Origin of the sequence: Microbacterium memoriense (assembly GCF_025398275.1) — a bacterium.
Classification (GTDB): domain Bacteria; phylum Actinomycetota; class Actinomycetes; order Actinomycetales; family Microbacteriaceae; genus Microbacterium; species Microbacterium memoriense.
The window spans coordinates 12,010-31,559 of record NZ_JAODOR010000002.1 but is presented as its reverse complement, the minus strand read 5'-3'; the positions used below and the strand labels follow the sequence as shown (position 1 = coordinate 31,559).

15 protein-coding genes are annotated in these 19,550 nt (G+C 67.7%); 4 read left to right on the top strand and 11 right to left on the bottom strand.

The genetic code is table 11. The features are described 5' to 3' along the window. Positions 1 to 38 precede the first annotated feature (38 nt). Genes N4R40_RS01100 through N4R40_RS01070 form a run of 7 tightly spaced genes read right to left on the bottom strand, consistent with a single transcriptional unit; the run spans position 39 to position 9,257 of the window. Positions 39 to 1,073 carry a siderophore ABC transporter substrate-binding protein gene (locus tag N4R40_RS01100; protein WP_261605523.1) on the bottom strand — a complete coding sequence of 345 codons (1,035 nt, stop codon included), beginning with the start codon at positions 1,071 to 1,073 and terminating at the stop codon, positions 39 to 41. Positions 1,074 to 1,117: 44 nt separating this feature from the next. After that, positions 1,118 to 2,059 (bottom strand): quinone oxidoreductase family protein, encoded by a 942-nt coding sequence (locus N4R40_RS01095; protein ID WP_261605522.1) that lies wholly within the window; start codon positions 2,057 to 2,059, stop codon positions 1,118 to 1,120. 43 nt (positions 2,060 to 2,102) lie between these two features. Beyond that, on the bottom strand, positions 2,103 to 6,038 hold the full coding sequence (hrpA, locus tag N4R40_RS01090) for an ATP-dependent RNA helicase HrpA (RefSeq protein WP_261605521.1): 3,936 nt from the start codon (positions 6,036 to 6,038) through the stop codon (positions 2,103 to 2,105). 21 nt (positions 6,039 to 6,059) lie between these two features. Then, the gene (locus tag N4R40_RS01085) at positions 6,060 to 6,698 is read right to left on the bottom strand and encodes a hypothetical protein (RefSeq protein WP_261605520.1); all 639 of its coding nucleotides are present in this window, start codon (positions 6,696 to 6,698) and stop codon (positions 6,060 to 6,062) included. Then, positions 6,695 to 7,171, bottom strand: coding sequence for a hypothetical protein (locus N4R40_RS01080; RefSeq protein ID WP_261605519.1), 477 nt, complete (start codon positions 7,169 to 7,171; stop codon positions 6,695 to 6,697). The genes N4R40_RS01085 and N4R40_RS01080 overlap by 4 nt, the downstream gene beginning before the upstream one ends. Further along, positions 7,171 to 8,832: an EI24 domain-containing protein gene (locus N4R40_RS01075; RefSeq protein ID WP_261605518.1), complete on the bottom strand. Its 1,662-nt coding sequence runs from the start codon at positions 8,830 to 8,832 to the stop codon at positions 7,171 to 7,173. Before N4R40_RS01075 ends, N4R40_RS01080 begins: the two co-directional genes overlap by 1 nt. Further along, the gene (locus N4R40_RS01070) at positions 8,832 to 9,257 is read right to left on the bottom strand and encodes a hypothetical protein (protein ID WP_261605517.1); all 426 of its coding nucleotides are present in this window, start codon (positions 9,255 to 9,257) and stop codon (positions 8,832 to 8,834) included. The genes N4R40_RS01075 and N4R40_RS01070 overlap by 1 nt, the downstream gene beginning before the upstream one ends. Positions 9,258 to 9,375: 118 nt before the next feature. Between N4R40_RS01070 and N4R40_RS01065 the strand changes: the two genes are divergently transcribed. After that, the gene (locus N4R40_RS01065; protein ID WP_261605516.1) at positions 9,376 to 10,206 is read left to right on the top strand and encodes an aldo/keto reductase; all 831 of its coding nucleotides are present in this window, start codon (positions 9,376 to 9,378) and stop codon (positions 10,204 to 10,206) included. Positions 10,207 to 10,210: 4 nt separating this feature from the next. Here N4R40_RS01065 and N4R40_RS01060 read toward each other — a convergent pair whose 3' ends face one another. After that, on the bottom strand, positions 10,211 to 11,803 hold the full coding sequence (locus tag N4R40_RS01060) for a dolichyl-phosphate-mannose--protein mannosyltransferase (protein WP_261605515.1): 1,593 nt from the start codon (positions 11,801 to 11,803) through the stop codon (positions 10,211 to 10,213). Positions 11,804 to 11,826: 23 nt separating this feature from the next. Between N4R40_RS01060 and rsmI the strand changes: the two genes are divergently transcribed. Further along, positions 11,827 to 12,642: a 16S rRNA (cytidine(1402)-2'-O)-methyltransferase gene (gene rsmI / locus N4R40_RS01055; RefSeq protein ID WP_261605514.1), complete on the top strand. Its 816-nt coding sequence runs from the start codon at positions 11,827 to 11,829 to the stop codon at positions 12,640 to 12,642. Positions 12,643 to 12,646: 4 nt separating this feature from the next. On the opposite strand, the gene N4R40_RS01050 is transcribed toward rsmI, so the two are convergent. From N4R40_RS01050 to N4R40_RS01040, 3 genes are all read right to left on the bottom strand, one after another. Next, complete coding sequence (locus tag N4R40_RS01050; RefSeq protein ID WP_261605513.1) at positions 12,647 to 13,567, bottom strand: sugar ABC transporter permease; 921 nt, start codon at positions 13,565 to 13,567, stop codon at positions 12,647 to 12,649. Continuing rightward, positions 13,567 to 15,150, bottom strand: a complete 1,584-nt coding sequence (locus N4R40_RS01045; RefSeq protein WP_261605512.1) for an ABC transporter permease subunit — start codon at positions 15,148 to 15,150, stop codon at positions 13,567 to 13,569. Before N4R40_RS01045 ends, N4R40_RS01050 begins: the two co-directional genes overlap by 1 nt. Before the next feature lie 67 nt (positions 15,151 to 15,217). Further along, complete coding sequence (locus tag N4R40_RS01040; protein WP_261605511.1) at positions 15,218 to 16,456, bottom strand: sugar ABC transporter substrate-binding protein; 1,239 nt, start codon at positions 16,454 to 16,456, stop codon at positions 15,218 to 15,220. A gap of 410 nt (positions 16,457 to 16,866) precedes the next feature. On the opposite strand from N4R40_RS01040, the gene N4R40_RS01035 reads away from it, so the two are divergent. Then, complete coding sequence (locus N4R40_RS01035) at positions 16,867 to 17,880, top strand: LacI family DNA-binding transcriptional regulator (RefSeq protein WP_261605510.1); 1,014 nt, start codon at positions 16,867 to 16,869, stop codon at positions 17,878 to 17,880. 53 nt (positions 17,881 to 17,933) lie between these two features. Beyond that, positions 17,934 to 19,499, top strand: a complete 1,566-nt coding sequence (gene metG, locus N4R40_RS01030; RefSeq protein ID WP_261605509.1) for a methionine--tRNA ligase — start codon at positions 17,934 to 17,936, stop codon at positions 19,497 to 19,499. Positions 19,500 to 19,550: the final 51 nt, after the last annotated feature.

Here is a 19,550-nt window from a genome sequence, read left to right as displayed (position 1 = left end):
GTTTCAGAAGTCCGCTCCCCGCGTGTGGGGGAACAAGGTCAGCTCGCGACCGCGTCGTGGACCGACTCGAGGACGGTCTGGATCGCGGTGAGCCCATTGATCACGATGTAGAGCTCGCTCGCCGGCAGGTAGACGATCTGCCCCTCCTGCGACGCGGTCGTGCGCTCGACGATCTCGTTCGAGAGCGCCTCTTCGGCGGTGCTGCCTTCACCTGTCGCCGCGCCACGGTCGAACGCGATGATCCAGTCCGGGTTCGCCGTCAGGATGAACTCGTTCGTGACGGTGTCTCCGTGGGGCGAGCCTTCCGCGCCGGGGAGTTCGGCCGCCGCAACCGCGGGGGTGAAACCGAGCTCATCGAAGAAGTATCCGAAGCGCGAGCCCTCGCCGAACGCACCGTACTCGCCGCCGGAGATCGACAGGACGAGCGCCGTACCCGAGGCCTCGGACTGGATCGTGGCGGTGAGCTCCTCGATGCCCGCCGTCAGCTCGGCGACCTTCTCCTCTTCGCCGAAGACCTCGCCGAGCTGAGCGGCCCGCACGAGACCTGCAGCGGGGTCGAACGTGCCGCCGTACGTGCCGGTGAGGTCGATCGTGGTGGCGATCTTCGCGAGTTCGTCGTATTGCCCCGTGCTCCGCGCCGCCGTGACGATGAGGTCGGGTTCGAGCTCGTTGACGGCCTCGAAGTCGGGCTCGAACAGCGTGCCCACCTTCGGGAGATCCGCGTACTCGGAGAGGTAATCCGGAAGGGCGATCTCCGGGATGCCGATGACCGAGTCGCCGGCGCCGATCGCGTGCAGCGTATCGAGGGTCGCGATGTCGAAGGTCACGACGGCCTGCGGCTGGAACGGCACCTCGACCGACCCGCGCGTCGCGTCGGTGTCTTCCTGCCAGGACGTCTCGCCTTCGTTCTCCACCTGGATGAGGGCGGGGTGGGCGTTTGCGACGGTGACTGTCGCCACGGCGGTGGGGTTCGCTTCGTCTGCCGTTGCGGCCGGCGAGGAGCATGCGGTCACAGTCAGGGCGACGGCCGCAAGGCCGACGAGCGGCCCGAGCGTGCGGGATGAGGTGATCATGGAGGTAAGCCTACCCTTACTTCGCACCTCGCCAAAAGCCGGGATCAGGGGATGAGCACGACCTTGCCGTCGACGCCAGCCGCCACGAGCTGGTGCGCCGCAGCCGCATCGGCCAAGGGCACCTGCGCGCCGACTTCCACCGTGAACCGTCCGGTTGCCAGCAGCGCGAGCGTCACCGGGATCGCTTCTGCCCGCCACGCCTTCTCCCCAGCGCTCAGCGGCACGGGGCTTCCCCCCATGAAGGCGCGGATGCCGAGGTCAGCGGCATCCTTCCCCCGCACGAGCGTCGCGATCCGGTGTCGATCGGCGACGAGAGCGAGCGAGCTCTGCAGAGCCTCGTCGGTGCCGGCGATGTCGATTGCGGCGGTGACGCCCTGCGGTGCGGCGGCACGAACGCGATCTTCGAGTCCCGGCGCGTAGGAGATCGGCGTCGCCCCGAGAGCGCGCACCCGATCGGCGCGGCGATCGCTCGTCGTCGCGAGGACCGTGGCGCCCCAGAGGACCGCGAACTGGATGGCGGCCTGTCCGACGGCGCCCGAGCCGCCGTGGACGAGCACCGTGTCGCCGGGGCCGACGGCGAGCGAGCGGAGGGTCTGGTACGCGGTGCCGGCGGGGATGCCGAGCGCGGCGCCCTCGGCGGCCGTGACCTGCGGCGGACGGATGGCGGCCTGTGCGGGAGTGACGACGACGTCGGTCGCATAGAGCCCGGCGGCGCCGAACAGGACCACGGCGTCGCCGACGCGGAATCCCTCGACGCCGTCTCCGACAGCGGACACGACTCCGGCGCCGTCGCCGCCCACGCGGCGAGGCTCGACGATGTCTCCCGATGCCCGGGCACCGGAGCGCAGTTTCAGATCGAGCGGATTGACCCCGGCTGCCTCGATGCGCACGCCCAGCTCGCCCGGGCCGGGAGAGGGCGTCGGGACGTGGGTGACGGTGAGGACCTCGGGCCCTCCGAACGCGGTGTACGTGATCGCGGTGCTCATATGCGTGCCAACTTCCTCGTTGTCGCGGCTATTCCGCCGCGTGTCATCCTCCGGCGAGGGCCTTCGTCACGCGTTGCAACGAGACCGCCTCGGCGGTGCCCAGCTGCTGAGCGAAAACACTCACCCGCAACTCTTCCAGTAACCAGCGGCTTCGGGTCAGTGTCGCCGATGCATTGGACGGGAGCGGCACGGTGCCACCGGCATCCGTATAGGCCGTCACCGCCCGCTCGAATTCGGTCATCCGCTGCCGGTCTCGGCCCGGGTTGTCTCCGAGCGCCTGCACGCGCAGCAGCGCGCCCTGAAGATAGCGGGGGAGATGGGCCAGCCGAACCAGGCCCGTGTGCGCGAGGAATCCGGGGAAGATGAGGCCCGCGACCTGCGTTTTCACATCCCCCAACGGGGTGAGGAGTGTCATCGAGTTCTGTGCGCGGACCGCCCGATCGACGTCCCGTTGCAGTGTGAGGATGCGCGCCGTGAGCGACACGGCCTGGAAGAGTTCGTCGACGACGGCGGCGGAGAACGCATCCCGTACCGCCTCGAACTGTTCGGGAGTGCGCGGATTCGGCACCGTCCGGTCGAGCACGGCGTCCGCGACGGCGACGCGAGCGTCTTCGATGAGGGCTTTCGCCGACGGATAGGGCGAGGTCGCGAGCACGAGCTTCTCGGCGGCCGTGAGGTGCTCGAGGACGTACGCGCTCGGTGATGGCACGGCCAGGAGAAGGAGCCGTCGGACACCGGCCCGGGTGAGGCGCGCGGCACGTTCGGGAGTGGCCTCGATGCGGAGGGCGACGCTCGTCTTCTCATCGATGAGAGCGGGGTACCCGCGCACGACGCCGCCCGCTACCCGCGAGTCGACGACATCGGGCAAGGTGCCCACGTCCCACGTCGTGATCCCGGTGCGCTCGGTCACACTCGTACCGGCCGCCGTCGTCCCACTTTCGGCAGGGGATGTCCCACTTTCGGTCGATTCCGGTGCTCCAGACCAGCCTTTTGTGGGACGAGGTCCGCGGGATGAGTCTGAGGGATGCGCGAGCGAGCGTGCGACCTGCTCGCGTGCGCGGCCCGCAAGCTGCGCCTGCAGCTCTGCGAGGTTGTGCGCACTGCCGACGGTCCGGCCGCGCGGATCGACCGCGCGGAAACCCATCGTGAGATGGGCGGGCACGCGCGAGAGATCGAAGTCGGCCGGGGTGACGGGTTGATTCGCGACGCGTTGGATGCGGGAGGCCAACGCCGCCCGCAAGGACAGCGGCGGCAGGCCCGCGTGCGACTCGGGACCCGAGCCGATGAGTTCGTCGCCGAGGGTGGCCGCCCAATCGGCGGCGGGCACGACGTGACGCCGGATCGCTTTCGGCAGAGCGCGCAGCAGTGCGGTGATGAGTTCGCCCCGCAGCCCCGGCACCTGCCAGTCGAAGCCGTCCTCGCGGAGTTGGGCGAGGAGGGCGAGCGGGACGACGACGCTCACACCATCATCCGGGGCACCCGGCTCGAAGCGATACGCGAGGGAGAGCGTCTGATCCCCCTGAATCCACCGCGTCGGGAAATCGCGCTCGTCGGCGCGGGATGCGTCGCCCTGCAGGTCGGCCTCGGTCATCTCGAGAAGGCGCGGAGTCTGTGCCGATGTCTCGCGCCACCACGTCTCGAAGGACCGGACGTCGAAGACATCGCGGGGGATCCGGGTGTCGTAGAACGCGAAGACCGCTTCGTCGCCGACGAGGATGTCCCGCCGTCGCTCGCGCTCCTCGACCTTCTCCAATCGTCGCCGCAGTTCGTGGTTGCGCCGCTCGAACGCCGTCAGACGCTTGTCGAGGTAGTGCGTGTTCCACTCGCCCTCGACGAGCGCATCGCGCACGAACAGTTCGCGGGCGAGTTCTCGGTCGATCCGAGCCAACTGCACGCGCCGTCGCGGGATGATCTCGATCCCGAAGAGCGTGACTTTCTCGGCGGCGACGGCGGCGCCGGCATCCTTCGACCAGTGCGGGTCGGTGATCGTGCGGTGCGCGAGATCGCCCGCCAGCTCTTCGGCCCAGGCCGGGTCGATCGCGGCGACGGTGCGGGCGTAGAGCCGCGAGGTCTCGACCAGTTCGGCCGCCATCACCGCATCGGGAGACGCCTTGCGCAATCCCGATCCGGGGAAGATCGAGAACTTCGCACCGCGCGCGCCGCGATACTCCGCGAGCGGACGCCGCTTGGGGTCCGTGCGCTGCGTGGAGCGCGTGTCGAGGATGCCGATGTGCGACAGCAGGCCGGACAGGATCGCCCGGTGGATGAGCGCGGGGTCCGCCGCCGAACCGGTCGCCGAGTCGGCGTCGGTGCGCGAACGTCCATCGGCATCGCGGGTGAGCTGCCGCAACTGCCGGTGCACGTCGAACCATTCCCGCACCCGCACGTAGTTGAGGAACTCGCTGCGGCAGAGTCGACGGAAGGCGCTCGACCCGAGTTCGCGCTGCTGTTCCTGGAGGTGGTTCCACAGGTTCAGCAGCGTGAGGAAGTCGCTCGTCGGGTCGATGAACCGTGCATGCATGCGGTCGGCCTGCTCGCGTTGTGCGCCGTCCTCGGCGGAGGGGCGCTCGCGCACGTCCTGGATCGAGAGCCCGGCGACGATCGCGAGGACGTCGTGGGTCACGCCGAGCCGGCGGGCTTCTTGCAGCATCCGGGCGAAGCGCGGGTCGATCGGCAGGCGAGCGATCTCGCGCCCCCACCGCGTGAGCTTCGGCGTGCTCCGGCCGATCTCGATCGCGCGCAACTCGGTGAGCAGGTCGAGTGCCGCCTTCACTCCGCGGGAGTCCGGGGGAGTGAGGAAGGGGAACTCCGAGATATCACCGAAGCCGAGCGCGAGCATCTGCAGGATCACCGACGCGAGCGAGGTGCGCAGGATCTCCGGCTCGGTGAACTCCGGACGGGCGTCGAAGTCGTCTTCGGCGTACAGGCGGATCGCGATGCCGTCGGACGTGCGCCCCGCGCGGCCGGAGCGCTGCTGGGCCGACGCCTGCGAGATCGCTTCGATCGGGAGACGCTGCACTTTCGAGCGTGCGCTGTAGCGCGAAATGCGGGCGGTGCCCGCGTCGACGACGTACCGGATGCCGGGGACCGTCAGACTCGTCTCGGCGACGTTGGTCGCGAGGATCACACGCCGGCGCACGCCGGCGATCGATGACGCTTCGAACACGCGATGCTGGTCGGCGGACGACAGTCGGCCGTAGAGCGGGAGCACCTCGGTCGGCCGGGCATCCTGCGCGTACATGCCGCGAACGGCATCCATCGCGTCGCGGATCTCGGCCTCCCCAGGGAGGAAGACCAGCACGTCGCCGCTGGATTCGCGGTCGAGCTCGCGCAGCGCCGCCGCGAGGGCGTCGACGTCGTCCTCGGTCTCCGTCGCCGGACGATAGCGGATCTCGACCGGATAGGTCCGCCCCGATACCTCGATGATCGGCACCACACGAGTGCCGCCCGCCGAGAAATGCCGCGCGAAGCTTTCCGGGTCGATCGTGGCCGAGGTCACGATGACTTTCAGGTCCGGCCGTTCCGGAAGGATGCGGGTCAGGTAGCCGAGGAGGAAGTCGATGTTGAGGGACCGCTCGTGCGCCTCATCGATGATGATCGTGTCGTAGCGCCGCAGCAGTCGGTCGCGGTGGATTTCGTTGAGCAGGATGCCGTCGGTGACCAGCGCGACCTTCGTGTCGGCGGACACCTGGTCGGTGAAGCGCACTTTGTAGCCGACCGCACCGCCGAGGGGGACCTGCATCTCGTGCGCGATGCGCTCGGCGATCGTGCGTGCCGCGATGCGCCGTGGCTGCGTGTGCGCGATTTTCTCGCGACCGAGCTCGAGACAGATCTTCGGCAGCTGCGTGGTCTTGCCCGACCCCGTCGCGCCGGCGACGATCACGACCTGATGGTCCTTGATCGCGCGCGCGATCTCGTCGCGCGCGGCGCTGACGGGCAGCTCCGGCGGATACGAGATGACGGGTTCGGCAGAAGGCATAGCCCTCCATCGTATGCGGCCTCAGGAGGCGGTGGGCACCGGAGTCACGAAGCGCGATACCTCCACGATCGCATCGAAGTACGACAGCACCGTGTGGGGGATATCGCCGAGGGGCGTCGAGAACACTGCGAGGAGCAGGCGCTTGGAATCCGGTTGCGGGTACCAGTACTGCGCGACGAGGCGGCGCTGAGTGAACTCCTGGCCATCCTCGACCCCGATCGTCTCGTCGATGCGGTGCACCCGCACGGTCTCGCCGCCCTGGAACGGCCGGCGCACGGCGGTCGGTGCGAGCTCAGGCGCGATCGTCGGCAGACTCTCCTCGAGGACACGGAGGACTCGGTCGGGCGAGGTGCCGATCGCGGGGCTCATCCGCATCCGGTCGTCGTCGTACAGCGTAAGGGTGGCCGACATCGGATCACCGGGAGAGAGCTCGGTCTGCAGGAGCAGCAGGCGCGCCTGCGCCTCGCGCGCCGCCGCGGCGGCCGAGACGAGGTCGTCGCGCATCCGCCGTCGGGCGGTCGCGTGCTGATCTGCGGTGCCGAGCGTTCCGCGCGCGATGTCCGTCGCCGACGTCCGCGCTGCCTCATCGGAGGCGAGGTCGACCCGCCACCACGTGCCGATCAGGCGGAAGGACAGCTCCGGCGAAGGGTCCCCGCTCACAGCTTGTCGAGATCGCCGCGCATGAGCGTCAACGTGCCGTCCCAGAGCGGCGTGAGCTCTGCCGGCAGCCCGTCGATCGCGGGCCCGATATCGAGGCGACGACTGGCTTCGGTGTCGTCCCGCGCGATGAAGTCGAGTTGGTCGGCACCGTCGGGCATCGTGTCGCGCACCGCGACGAGCATGGCCGTGAGCGACTCGGTCGAGAGGGGCTCTGCACCGCTCACGAAGACGGCGACGCTCAGCACGGTCGATGCGCCGGACTGGCTCTCCAGGATGCCGGTATCGACGACGCGTGGCTCAGCGGCCAGGACGGCGGCGTGGATCTCGGGATACAGCAATTCGCTCTCGCTTTCGGTGGAGGTCGTCACGGGCGCAGGCGATGCCGCAGGGTTGCAGGCGGTGACGGCAGACAGGGCGAGCGCGGCTCCGACGGCCACCGCGATGAGGCGTGAGGGTGAAGGGAGGTGCGCCATCAGTCTTCCGTCCACGAGTAGTAGGTGCTGTCATAACCGTAGGTGTTCTCATCGCCGATGAAGTACGCATCGAGGTCGTCCTGCGTGGACGCGGGGACGCTGTCGATCTGGCTCTGCAGCGTCGCGTTGTACGCGGCACCGTTGTGGATGCCGGCCACGCCGTCGGACGCCAGCGGCGACGGTGTCGTGATCGTGGTCCAGTTCGGCTGCTGCTGCGCGTAGCCGCCTGTGCCCAGGGAGATGATCGAGTCCAGGCGCGGCACCGGGTCGCCGTCGTGCTGGACCGACACGACCGTCGTCGTCGAGGGGATCGGCATGCTGTCGATCGGCGAGCCGGCGACGACCACGGCATCCCAGTTGTAGTCGGAGTTGTAGGCGGCCAGGTGTCCCGCCATGATTCCGCCCTGACTGAACCCCACGAGCATGACCGGATCGTTGGGGCTGACGCCAGCCTCCTGCATCGCGGCGAGCACCGCACGCTCGTACTGCGACCGCAAAGACGGGGTCAGCATGAGGGCGAGGTTGCTGTCGAGGTCGTTGACGGCGCCTTGGTCGCCGTTGAGACGCGAAAGCCACTCCTGTGTACTCGGCAGGGCGACGCGCCAGCGCACGACGCCGTCGGCATCGACGACCTGTGTGACCTTGATGACGGTGTTCTCGGCGGAGGTCATGACGTTGCCGTCCTCATCGCGCATGAGGGAACCGTCGGGATTGCGGAGGGGCTCATGCCCCAGCTTGTCGACGTAGGCCGCGTCCTTCAGCGCGCTGGACAGGTCGGTCGGCTCACCGGGATCGCTGCCCTTCTCACTCTTGGTGCGGTCGTAGGCGTGGGGTTTCGGCGTCGGCTTCGTGACATCCGACAGGATGCTGGCGAGGAGGAAGCCGGCGAGGATCCCGACGACGAGAGCGGCGATCATGGGCCCGATCACCGGGATCATCGACAGGAGTGCGTAGACGAGGACCAGGATCAGGATCGTGCCGAGCACGGCGAGGACCGTCGCCACGAGGCGTTGCAGTTCGTCCCAGAGGTCCTGGAGGAAGTCGCCCACCCATCGGCCGAGATCGGCGAGGAACGATCCGATGTCCTCGAAGAAATTGCCGACCTTGTCGAGCCAGCTTTCGTTCGTGGCATCGATCGCGGTGTCGATGAGCGACATCGCGCGCTGCGCGGCGGCTTCCATGTCGCGGCGCGCGGCCTCGTGCTGGTCGCGTGCCGCGGTGGCCGAACCGTCATGGCGCCGCGCGGTGCCCTGTGCATCGGCCAGGCGGCGCTCGGCGGCCTCGATCGTTCCCGCCGGAGCGGCGGCATCCTCGAGATTGCGGAGGTGGCGAGTCAGCGCCGCGACCTGGGAGTCGGCCTGATCGCCGTAGTTCTGCGCCGTGGCTTCGCTTGCATCGGCGTCGTTCGCATTCTTGTGTGCCGTCCGCAGAGCGGCGGCGTACTCGGTCAGCGCGGTCGCCGTGCCGTAATAGCGCCCGTACGCATCGTCGAGGTCGCCGGCGACCTGGTTGCTCTTGTCGCGAAGCGCATCGAGCGACTTCGCTTCGCTGGCGTACGCGAGTGAACGCAGATCGTCGGCGGCACGCTGGATGCGGCTTGCGGACGACGCATAGGTCGACGCGCGCTCGGCGAGGGCGTCCGGGTTTCCGGGAAGTGCCATCAGCGGCCGTCTCCGCTCGGCGGTGTGGGGGCGGGTCCGGGAGTGGGCGACGGGGTGGGGCTCGGGGTGGGTGCAGGTGCCGGCTCTTGAGCGTCGGCGATGGCCTTGTTGAGCTCGTCGACTGCTTTGCCGTCACCCAACGCGGAATCCGCGAGCGCCGCGGCCAGGTCGGTGTCGAGATCGTCGAAGGTGTCGACGACGGCCCGCAGGTACTCGGCGATGAAGGTGAGGTTCTCTTCGAGCTTGCCGCGCGCGACGTCCCACTTACCGCCGAAGTCGCGCACCTTCCCCGCGAGACCATCGTGCCCGGTGTAGTCGGCGGTCTCGTCGGCGATGCGCTCGGCGCCGCCGAAATCGCCCGCGATCCGGTCAGCGCTGCTCGCGCTGGCGAGCACCTCGCTGACATCGATCTTCAGATCTGCCACGACCGCCCCTTCCGTCGGGTCCAACCTAAGCGAGATCCCACGGCCGGGCGATGGGCACAACAACCCATGCCCCGCTCGTTCCTCGCAAGAGGGCGGTGCGGGTGCCTACGCTGGAGGCATGACGACGATCCCCACCCTCACGCTCAACGACGGCCACACGATTCCGCAGCTAGGCTTCGGGGTGTTCAAGGTCGACCCCGCCGAGACCGAACGCATCGTCTCGGACGCGCTCGAAGCGGGTTACCGACACATCGACACGGCCGCGCTCTACGGCAACGAAGAGGGCGTCGGCCGCGCGCTCGCCGCGAGCGGCATCCCGCGTGACGAACTCTTCATCACGACCAAGCTGTGGAACGACCGGCAGGCAGGCGAGGCACCGCTCGCTGCGATCGATGAAAGCCTCGGCAAGCTCGGACTCGATCACGTCGATCTCTACCTCGTGCACTGGCCGGCGCCCGCAAACGGCAACTACGTCAACGCGTGGGAGAAGATGGTCCAGATCCGGGATGCCGGCAAGGCCACGAGCATCGGCGTCTCGAACCACCTTCCCGCACACCTGGAAGAGATCATCACCGCGACCGGGGTCACCCCGGCGGTCGATCAGATCGAACTGCACCCGGCATACCAGCAGCGTGACGTGACCGGATTCGCGGCAGAGCACGGCATCCTCATCGAGGCATGGGGTCCGCTCGGTCAGGGTAAGTACCCGCTGTTCGACGAGCAGCCGGTCGCGTCCGCCGCGGCCGCGCACGGCAAGACCCCGGCACAGGTCGTCCTCCGCTGGCACCTGCAGCAGGGATTCATCGTGTTCCCCAAGTCGACGAGTGCCGCCCGCATCCGCGAGAACCTCGACGTGTTCGATTTCGAACTCACCGCCGACGAGCAGGCCGCGATCACCGCGCTCGAGCGCGGCGGCCGGGTATCGGTCCACCCCGATGAGGTGAACTGACGGGTCAGATCCAGCCCGGCATCCAGTTGTGCAGGCGGTAGAAGTCGTACGGCACCTGCGTGGCCGACCACAGCGGGTACCAGAAGATCGACAGCGCGATCACGACGCCGAGGAACACCAGCACGACCCGCTGACCGGCCAGGCGCCGGTCAGCGGGGGCGTGCGCGGTACCCGTGATGTCACGCAAGGCGAACGTCAAGGCCAGCAGAAGGAACGGCCACATGACGATCGTGTAGAACTGGAAGATCGTGCGCTCCGGGTACATCACCCAGGGCAACCAGGTGGCCGCGATCGCGACCAGCACGACGGCGTGGCGCCAATCGCGCGCCACGACGAAGCGGAAGACGAGATAGATCATCGCGGCCATGCTCGCGTACCACAGCAGCGGGTTCGGCATGCTGTAGAGGATCTCGAGGCATCCGCTGGATCCGCCGGTACACCCGTTCTCGCCGTCCGCGGTGCTCCCGGCATACATCGACGTCGGACGCCACAGCAACGGCCACACCCACGCCGGGCTCATATAGCTGTGCGGTGAGCTCATGCCGGTCATCGAGGTGTAGATCGTCTCGTGATAGCGCCACAGGCTTTGCAGCGAGAGAGGCACCCAGCTGAAGAATCCGGTCGCCGGGGAGCCGTCGGCGGCATGGCGGTCGTAGCCGCCGTCGCTCGTGAGCCAGCCGGTCCATGACGCGAGATAGACCACGAAGGCGACCGGCACGAGCAGAAGGAAGGATGCCGCGCCCTGGCGGACAGCATCCATCGGCCAGAATGTGACACCCAGACGGCGGCGCTCCAGCGCATCGGTCACAACGAGGTAGAGCCCGATCGCGGCCAGCACCCAGACGCCCGACCACTTGACCGCCGTGGCGGCGCCCGCAGCGGCACCGGCGGCGATGACCCAGGGACGGTTCCACAGGATCACGCCCCACGCGGGAGGTTCGTCATCGCGCATACGCCTGGCGACGGCGGCCGCGAGGCGATCGAGATGCCGTCGTCGATCGAGCACCGTGAACCAGAAGGCGAGAAGGACGAAGAACGTGAGGAAGATGTCGAGCAGCGCGACCCGACTCATGACGATCCCGAGTCCGTCGATCGCCAAGAGGAACGACGCGACGCTCGCGAAGACGGTGGAGCCGGTCAGGGCCTTCGCGAGGAAGAAGAGGACGAGGACGCAGGCTGTGCCGAACAGGGCTGTCGCGACGCGCCAGCCGACCGACGATTCGGGCCCGAAGAGGGCCATGCCGGCGCCGATGAGGAACTTTCCGAGCGGCGGGTGGACGACGAAGCTCGCGGCGGTCGTGAAGATGTCGGTCTCGCCGGCGGCGAAACGTGCGTCCGCACCCTCGGGCCACGTCGCGGCGTAGCCGAGATTCCACTGGCTCCACGCATCCTTGACGTAGTAGGTCTCGTCGAAGACGAGCGAGTGCGGATTGCCGAGGTTCCAGAATCGCAGGATCGCGGCCAGAAGCGTGATGAGGACCGGCGCGAGCCATCCGTACAGCCGCTGCAGGCGCGGCTCCGCGGCCAGGCGCGTGCGCCAGTCGTCGTAGAAGGAAGGCCGCTCGGCAGGCGGCAGCGGCGGGGCGGTGCTCGTCACGACGACCAGCCTATGCTGGGGCGGTGATCATCCTCGCGGCGACCCCCATCGGCAACCTCGCGGATGCCTCCGGACGCCTGCGCACCGCGCTCGAGACGGCAACCGTCGTCGCGGCGGAGGACACGCGGACGACCCAGCGGCTGCTGCAGGGGCTGGGGATCGAGAACCGCCCCCGGCTGATCGCTCTCCACGACCACAACGAGAAGCAGCGCGCGGCCGAGCTCGTCGCGCGCGCACGGGATGAAGACCTGCTCGTCTTGAGCGACGCCGGCATGCCGACCGTGAGCGACCCCGGCTTCGCCCTGGTCGCCGAAGCCGTCGCGCAGGGCGTGACGGTCACGGCCCTTCCCGGTCCGAGCGCCGTCATCACGGCCCTCGCCGTTGCGGGCCTTCCCACCGATCGGTTCACGTTCGAAGGATTCCCTCCGCGGAAGACGGGGGAGCAGCGTCGGACGTTCGGTGCGCTTTCGGCCGAGCCGCGCACGATGGTGTTCTTCGAAGCGCCGTCACGGCTCGCGTCGACGCTCGAGACCATGGCGGGCGCGTTCGGCGCCGATCGGCCTGCCGCTGTCTGCCGGGAACTCACCAAGATGTTCGAGGAAGTCGTGCGGGGGCCGCTGGGCGAGCTGGCCACGTGGGCGGCGGACGGCGTGCGCGGCGAGATCGTCGTCGTCGTCGGGGGCGCGCCGGTGCGCGACGTGTCCGCCGCGGATGCCGTCGCCCAGGTGCAGACGCTCGTCAGCGGCGGCATCCGTTTGAAGGACGCCGCCGCTGAGGTGGCTGCACTGACCGGATTGAGTTCCCGCGATCTCTATCAAGCGGTGTTGGCCGCGCGCTGAAGGGTCAGCCCTTGACCGATCCGGCGGTCAGGCCCCCGACGATGTAGCGCTGCAGCGTGAGGAACAGCACCAGCACCGGGATCGAGGCGAGGATCGCTCCGGCCGCGAACAGTCCCCAGTTGCTGGACAACTGGTTCGAGACCCACTGGAACATCCCGACCGCGAGAGTCCAGTTGTCCTCCGAGACGAGCACGATCTTGCTGATGATGTAGTCGCCGAAGGAAGCGATGAACGCGAGCAGACCCACCACCGCCAGGATCGGGGTGACCAGCGGCATGATGATGCGCCAGAAGATCTGCGCGTGCGTCGCGCCGTCGATCTTGGCCGACTCGTCGAGCTCCTGCGGGATCGTGTTGAAGTAGCCGTACATCAGGAAGGTGTTCACGCCGAGTGCGCCGCCGAGGTAGATGCAGATCAGCGAGATCTTCGAGTTAAGGCCGAGGACCGGGAACACTTCGCCGATCGAGAGGAGCATGAGGAAGATCGCAACGAACGCGAGCGCCTGCGGGAACATCTGGATGATGAGCAGCGCGGTCAGGCCCACGCGCCGACCGCTGAAGCGGAAGCGCGAGAAGGCATAGGCTGCGGCTGCCCCCATGATCACCGCGCCGAGGGCAGCGGAGACACCGACGATGAGGGTGTTGCCGTACCAGGTCCAATACCGCGTGTCCGAGAGGGCTTGGTAGTTGCCGAGATCGAACGCGCGGAAGAGGCTGTTGCTGCCCGACAGGCTTCCGCCCGGGTTGAACGACGCCGACAAGATGTATACCAGCGGGAAGACCGCATAGAAGATGACGACGATGGCCAGCAGATACTTCCAGCCGACATTCAGTGCCCACCTCTTGCGGACTGCGTTTCGCCTGCTCGCGTCGAGCTGGACGGATGCCTTCGCCTCGCGGGCGGTGGTTTCGGTGGGAGCGGACATCACGAGTACTCCTCGAGCTTCTTGGTCTGACGGAAGGCGATGGCCGAGATGATGGCGACGACGAAGAACACGAGGATCGACAGGGCGCTCGCCAGGCCGTAGTCGGCCTTACCGCCGGAGACGCCGGAGATGTCCCAGATCGCGGAGATCAGAATGTCGGTGTACCCCAGCGTGTAGGGAGCCCCGGGGATGACCGGTCCACCGCTGTTGAACATGTAGATGATCGTGAAGTTGTTGAAACTGAACGCGAACGACGAGATCAGCAGCGGCGCGGTGGCCACAAGCACGAGCGGCAGGATGATCGAGCGGAGCTTGCGGAACGAGCCCGCGCCGTCGATCTCGGCGGCCTCGAGCGCATCCGCTGGCAACGCTTGAATCGCTCCCGTGCAGACCAGGAAGAAATACGGGAAGGTCAGCCACACGTTGACGAAGAGCACGGCGAATCTGGCCAGCCACGGGTCGCCGAGCCAATCGATCGACGCGCCGCCGAAGAAGAACTCGTTGATGACACCGAACTCGCTGTTGAACATGCCTCGCCAGAGCAACGCCGACATGAAGGCGGGGAATGCGTACGGGAGGATGAACAGCGTCCGGAGGATCTTGCGCCCCTTGAGGCGCTCGTCGTTGTAGATGATGGCAAGCACGAGCCCCATCGCGAACGGAACCGCGACCGAGAGGAAGGCCCACGCGAACGTCCACGCGGTCACGAGCGCGAGCGGCTGGATCATCGAGGAATCGGTGAAGAGGCGGAGGAAGTTGTCGAGCCCGACCGTCACGACCCAGCCGGTCGGGAGGCTCTGGCCGTCATCGGAGGTGAAGAGACCGGCATCCGTCGCGCGGTACACCGTGTCGGTGGACGTGTCGGTGATGGTCTGGGCGCTTTCGTCCCAGACGAGGTTCGAGATGTAGACCGCGCCCGACGAGCCGTCGCGGGTGCGGATCGAGCCGTCGTTCGGGTCGTCGGAGACGGGGACCCGAAGAGCAGTGATCTCGTCCTGCATGCTGAGGATCTGGTTGATCGACAGGACGTTCCAGCCGGGCACCTCTTTCGGGGCGCTCGTCGACGTCGTCTCGCCGATGACCTCGAGCGGCTGATCGGGGGAGCCGGCCTTGATCTCGCCGTCATCGACGATCGCGAAACCGTACGTGCCGCCCTGCTCGATGATCGACAGCGGGTAGGTGGGGGAATCGTCCACGCGACGTTCGCCCTGGATGAGGGCGGCCTGGACCGCTTGCTCCTGCGATCCGACGTGCCCGGCGCCGTAATTCGTGAAGGCGATGTAGGCCGTGTACGCGAAGATGAAGACCTGGAAGATCAGGAGGAACGCGAGTCCCGGCAACAGGTACTTCAGGGGCAGTGCGCGCTTGGTGAAATAGACGATGTCGGCGGCGAGCAGCAGCAGGACGGCGACGGCGAGAATCCTCCACGACTCCGCCTGGAATGCGGCGATGATGCCCAGCAGACCGAACGCGTTGATCACGGCCATGATGCCGAGCTTCACGAGGAAGCCCCATCCGATGCCGTTCCAGCGTCGCGCGTGGGGTTCCGGTGTGCTCTTGCGGTCAACCTGTGGGACCGACATATGCGTCTCCTTCTCGAGGGAGGGGTGTTCCGGGCGTGGGGAGGACCCCACGCCCGGAACAGGGATGTCAGCCGATGGCCGCTTCGACGTCGGCGACCATGGTGGTCCACGTCGATGCCGGGTCGGCGCCCTTGATGATCTGTACCTGAGCAGTGTTCCACAGCTCCCAGACCGCACCCATCTGGGGGATCGAGGGCTGCGGTACGCCGTTCGCGGCGGACGCGAGGAAGCCGGCGACCACGGGGTCGGAGGCGACCTTCTCTGCGACGGACTTCCACGCGGGGAGGCGCGGGTCGGCGTCGTACAGGGCCTGCTGTGCCTCGTCGGTGGCGAGGTACGTCGTCAGGAACTGCTGGGCGACCAGCGCGTTCTCGCTCTGCGAGCTCACGTAGAAGCCCTGCACGCCCACGAACGGAGCAGCCGTCTCGCCGCCCGCGGACGGGATCGGGTTGACCGTGATGTTCACGCCTTGCGCGGTCAGCGCCTCGATGGCCCAGGGTCCCTGGATCGTGTACGCGGCCTTGCCGGTGGCGAACAGCTCGTTGTTGATGTCGTAGTCGATCGTCGTCGAGACGTACCCGGTGCCGGTTTCGCCGTTGGCGCCGAGCCACGTCGCGAACGCGGTGCCCGCGTCGCCGCCCATGCCGACCTCGGCCGTGTACGAACCCGACGCATCCTGCACGAAGACCGGAGCGCCGAAGGACGTCTGGAAGCCGTACATCGTGTACGCGTCACCGGTCTGACCGGCCGTGTTGATCACGAACGGGCGCTCAGCGCCGGCAGCCTGGGCCGCGGCGACCATGTCGTCGAAGGTGGCCGGAGCGTCTTCGCCGACGAGGTCGGTGTTCTGGACCAGCGCGATGCTTTCGAGCGCGTACGGGAAGCCGTAGACCTGTCCGTCGTAGGTGAACGCGTCGATCGCGACCTGCTCGAGCTGCTCGGCAGAGGCGCCGAGGTCGACGGTGTCGATCACACCGGCTTCGACGAACGCGCCGAGGAAGTCGTGGGCACCGATCGTGATGTCCGGGCCGTTGCCGGTCGGGACCTGGTTGATGAAGTCGGTGCGGATGTCCTCGAAGTTCTTCTGGACGAGCTCGATCTTGCCGCCCGTCTCTTCTTCGAACGCCTTCGCGGCCGCTTCGATCGCGGGCTTCCGGTTCTCGTCCGTCCAGATCGTGAGGGTCACGCCGCTCGCGTCGATCGCCTCTTCGGTCTCGCTTGCTGCGGGGGTCGTGCTGCCCGAGCAGCCGGCCAGCAACAGGGTGGACGCCGCAAGGGCTGCGACGCCGATGCTCATCTTTCGCATGGATCTTCCTTCCGTGGTGGGTGTATCTCTAGGTGCGGTGCCTCGGAGGCGTACCCCGTCGGCGGGTGGGGATGCCGTCACGGATCATCACCCGGTGAGCCTTATGCGGCGCGGGGGCGACATCGCCTCGCGCTGCTCTCAGCGTGCCGGGGAAAGCGGCCGTTGTCAGCAGGGGTTCGTGCATATTCGGCAACGAAAGGGTCACGGTCGGCTGTAGCGACACGGTGTGACGTTCATCGGTTCGGTTCCTCGTTGTCCGCAACTCAGGGCTGTGACCGGTCACAGCTTCCGCGATCAGCCTACGTCGCCGTTGCGCGCGGGACGACCTTTCGTTATCGAACTGTGACCGGTCACAGAAGGTTTGGTATGACCACACTCGGACACGGGGAAGGAGCGATAGAGTCACCGTCGTGGGATCGCCAGACACTTCGCGCAAACCGACGATCCGCGACGTCGCGGCCGTTGCGGGTGTCTCGTACGGCACGGTCTCGCGTGTCATCAACGGCGGGCACTGGGTATCGCCGGATGCCCGCGCCGCCGTCGAGGACGCGATCCGCGCGACGGGGTACACCGCCAACCATGCGGCCCGCGCCCTCGCGACCGGCCGGGCGAACTCGTTGGCATTTTTGCTGACCGAGCCGCAGAATCTGCTCTTCTCCGACCCGACCTTCGCGCTGCTCCTGCGCGGAGCGACCGAAGCGCTCACGAAGAGGTCGATGACGCTCGTCCTCCTGATCGCCGACACGGTCGACGAACAGGCCAACGTCGAGCGCTACGTGCGCGCCGGCCACGTCGATGGCGTCCTCCTGGTCTCGTCCCACGAGTCCGATCGGTTGCTGGCATCCCTCGTCGCCGCGGGTATCCCGACCGTGTGCACCGGCATCCCGCTCGGCGAAACCGCCGGAATCCCCACCGTGTCGGTCGACGAGGTCGCGTCCGCCCGCATGATGACGCGGTATCTGATCGATGAGGGACATCGCCGCATCGCCCTCATCACCGGCCCCAACGACACGCCGGGTGGGCGGTTCCGCCTGGTGGGATTTCGCGAGGAAATGGGCGACGCGTTCGATCCCGACCTCGTCGAGCAGGGGAGCTACGAACAGGCCACCGGCGACGCCGCCATGACGGCGCTCCTCCAACGCGCGCCCGACATCGATGCCGTCTTCGCGGCCAGTGATGTCATGGCGGTGGGCGCGATCGCGGCCCTCCGCCGTGCCGGCAAGCGGGTCCCCGAGGATGTCGCCGTGGCGGGATTCGACGATTCCGGCCTCGCGGCCACCCACGCGCCGCCGCTGACGACGGTCCGCCAGCCGTGGGCGCAGATCAGCGCGACGATGGTCGACATGCTCCTCGAGGTCATCGCGGGCACCGCCGTGCCCTCGGTTGTCCTGCCGACGACGCTCGTTGTGCGCGAGACCGCCTGAGCGAGCGCGTCACACGAGCCAGAGGGTCGCGCGGCGCCGCCTAGAATCGACGGGTGAGCACCGGCCGATCCTTCTACATCACGACGCCCATCTACTACCCGTCCGACCTGCCCCACATCGGGCACGGGTACACGACGGTCGCCGTCGACGCACTCGCGCGCTGGCACCGCCAGGCGGGCGATGACACGTGGATGCTCACCGGCACCGACGAGCACGGGCAGAAGATGCTGCGGGCCGCGTCCGCCAACGGTGTGACGCCGCAGGAGTGGGTCGACAAGCTGGTCGAGGGCTCCTGGTTCCCGCTGCTGGACACCCTCGAAGTGGCCAACGACGACTTCATCCGCACGACTCAGCCGCGGCACGAAGAACGCGTGCAGCAGTTCGTCCAGACGCTGTACGACCGTGGGTACATCTATGCCGGCGAGTACGAAGCGCTGTACTGCGTCGGGTGCGAAGAGTTCAAGCCCGAATCCGAGATCGTCGACGGGACCGGCGCGTTCGAGGGCCTGAAGGTCTGCGCCATCCACTCGAAGCCGCTCGAGCTGCTCCAGGAGAAGAACTACTTCTTCAAACTCAGCGAGTTCGCCGAGCCCCTTCTGGAGCTGTACAAGAACGAACCCGATTTCGTCCGCCCCGAGTCGGCGCGCAACGAAGTCGTGTCGTTCGTCAAGAGCGGCCTGAAGGATCTGTCGATCTCGCGCTCGGCGTTCGACTGGGGTATCCGCGTGCCGTGGGACGACAGTCACGTCATCTACGTGTGGGTCGACGCCCTGTTGAACTACGCGACCGCCGTCGGCTACGGCACGGATCCCGCCGAGTTCGAACGCCGCTGGCCGGCGTTCCACATCGTCGGCAAGGACATCCTGCGCTTCCACGCTGTCATCTGGCCCGCCATGCTGATGGCCGCCGGACTCGACGTGCCGCGCGGGGTCTTCGCTCACGGATGGTTGCTCGTCGGGGGCGAGAAGATGTCGAAGTCGAAGCTCACCGGCATCGTACCCACCGAGATCACGGATGTCTTCGGTGCCGATGCGTATCGGTTCTACTTCCTCTCGGCGATCGCTTTCGGCCAGGACGGTTCGTTCTCGTGGGAAGACCTCTCGGCGCGGTACCAAGCCGAGCTCGCCAACGGCTTCGGGAACCTCGCATCGCGGACGACCGCGATGATCGAGAAATACTTCCAGGGTTCCGTTCCGCCACCTGCCGCATACTCCGAGGGTGACCTGCGGATCCAGCAGATCGTGGCGCACGCCGCGACGGCCGCGGACGCCGCGATCGATCGCTTCCGGCCGGACGAGGCGATCTCCGCGATCTGGACGATCGTCGACGCGCTGAACGGATACATCACGGAGAACGAGCCGTGGGCACTCGCGAAGGACGATGCATCGCGCCCGCGGCTCGGCACGGTGCTGTACACGGCGGCCGAGGGTCTGCGTGCACTCACGGTGCTGCTGAGCCCGGTCATGCCCGAGTCCACCGGCAAGCTCTGGGAGGCGCTCGGGATTCCGGGTCGCCTGGTCGATGAGCCGATCCGCGCTGCCGGCACCTGGGGGCGACTTGCGCCGGGCACAGCGGTGAACGCCCTCTCCCCGCTGTTCCCGCGTATCGAGCAATCCTGACCTGTCGCCCCGTGTCCCACTCTGTGCGGGCCTTGTCCCACTTTGTGCGGA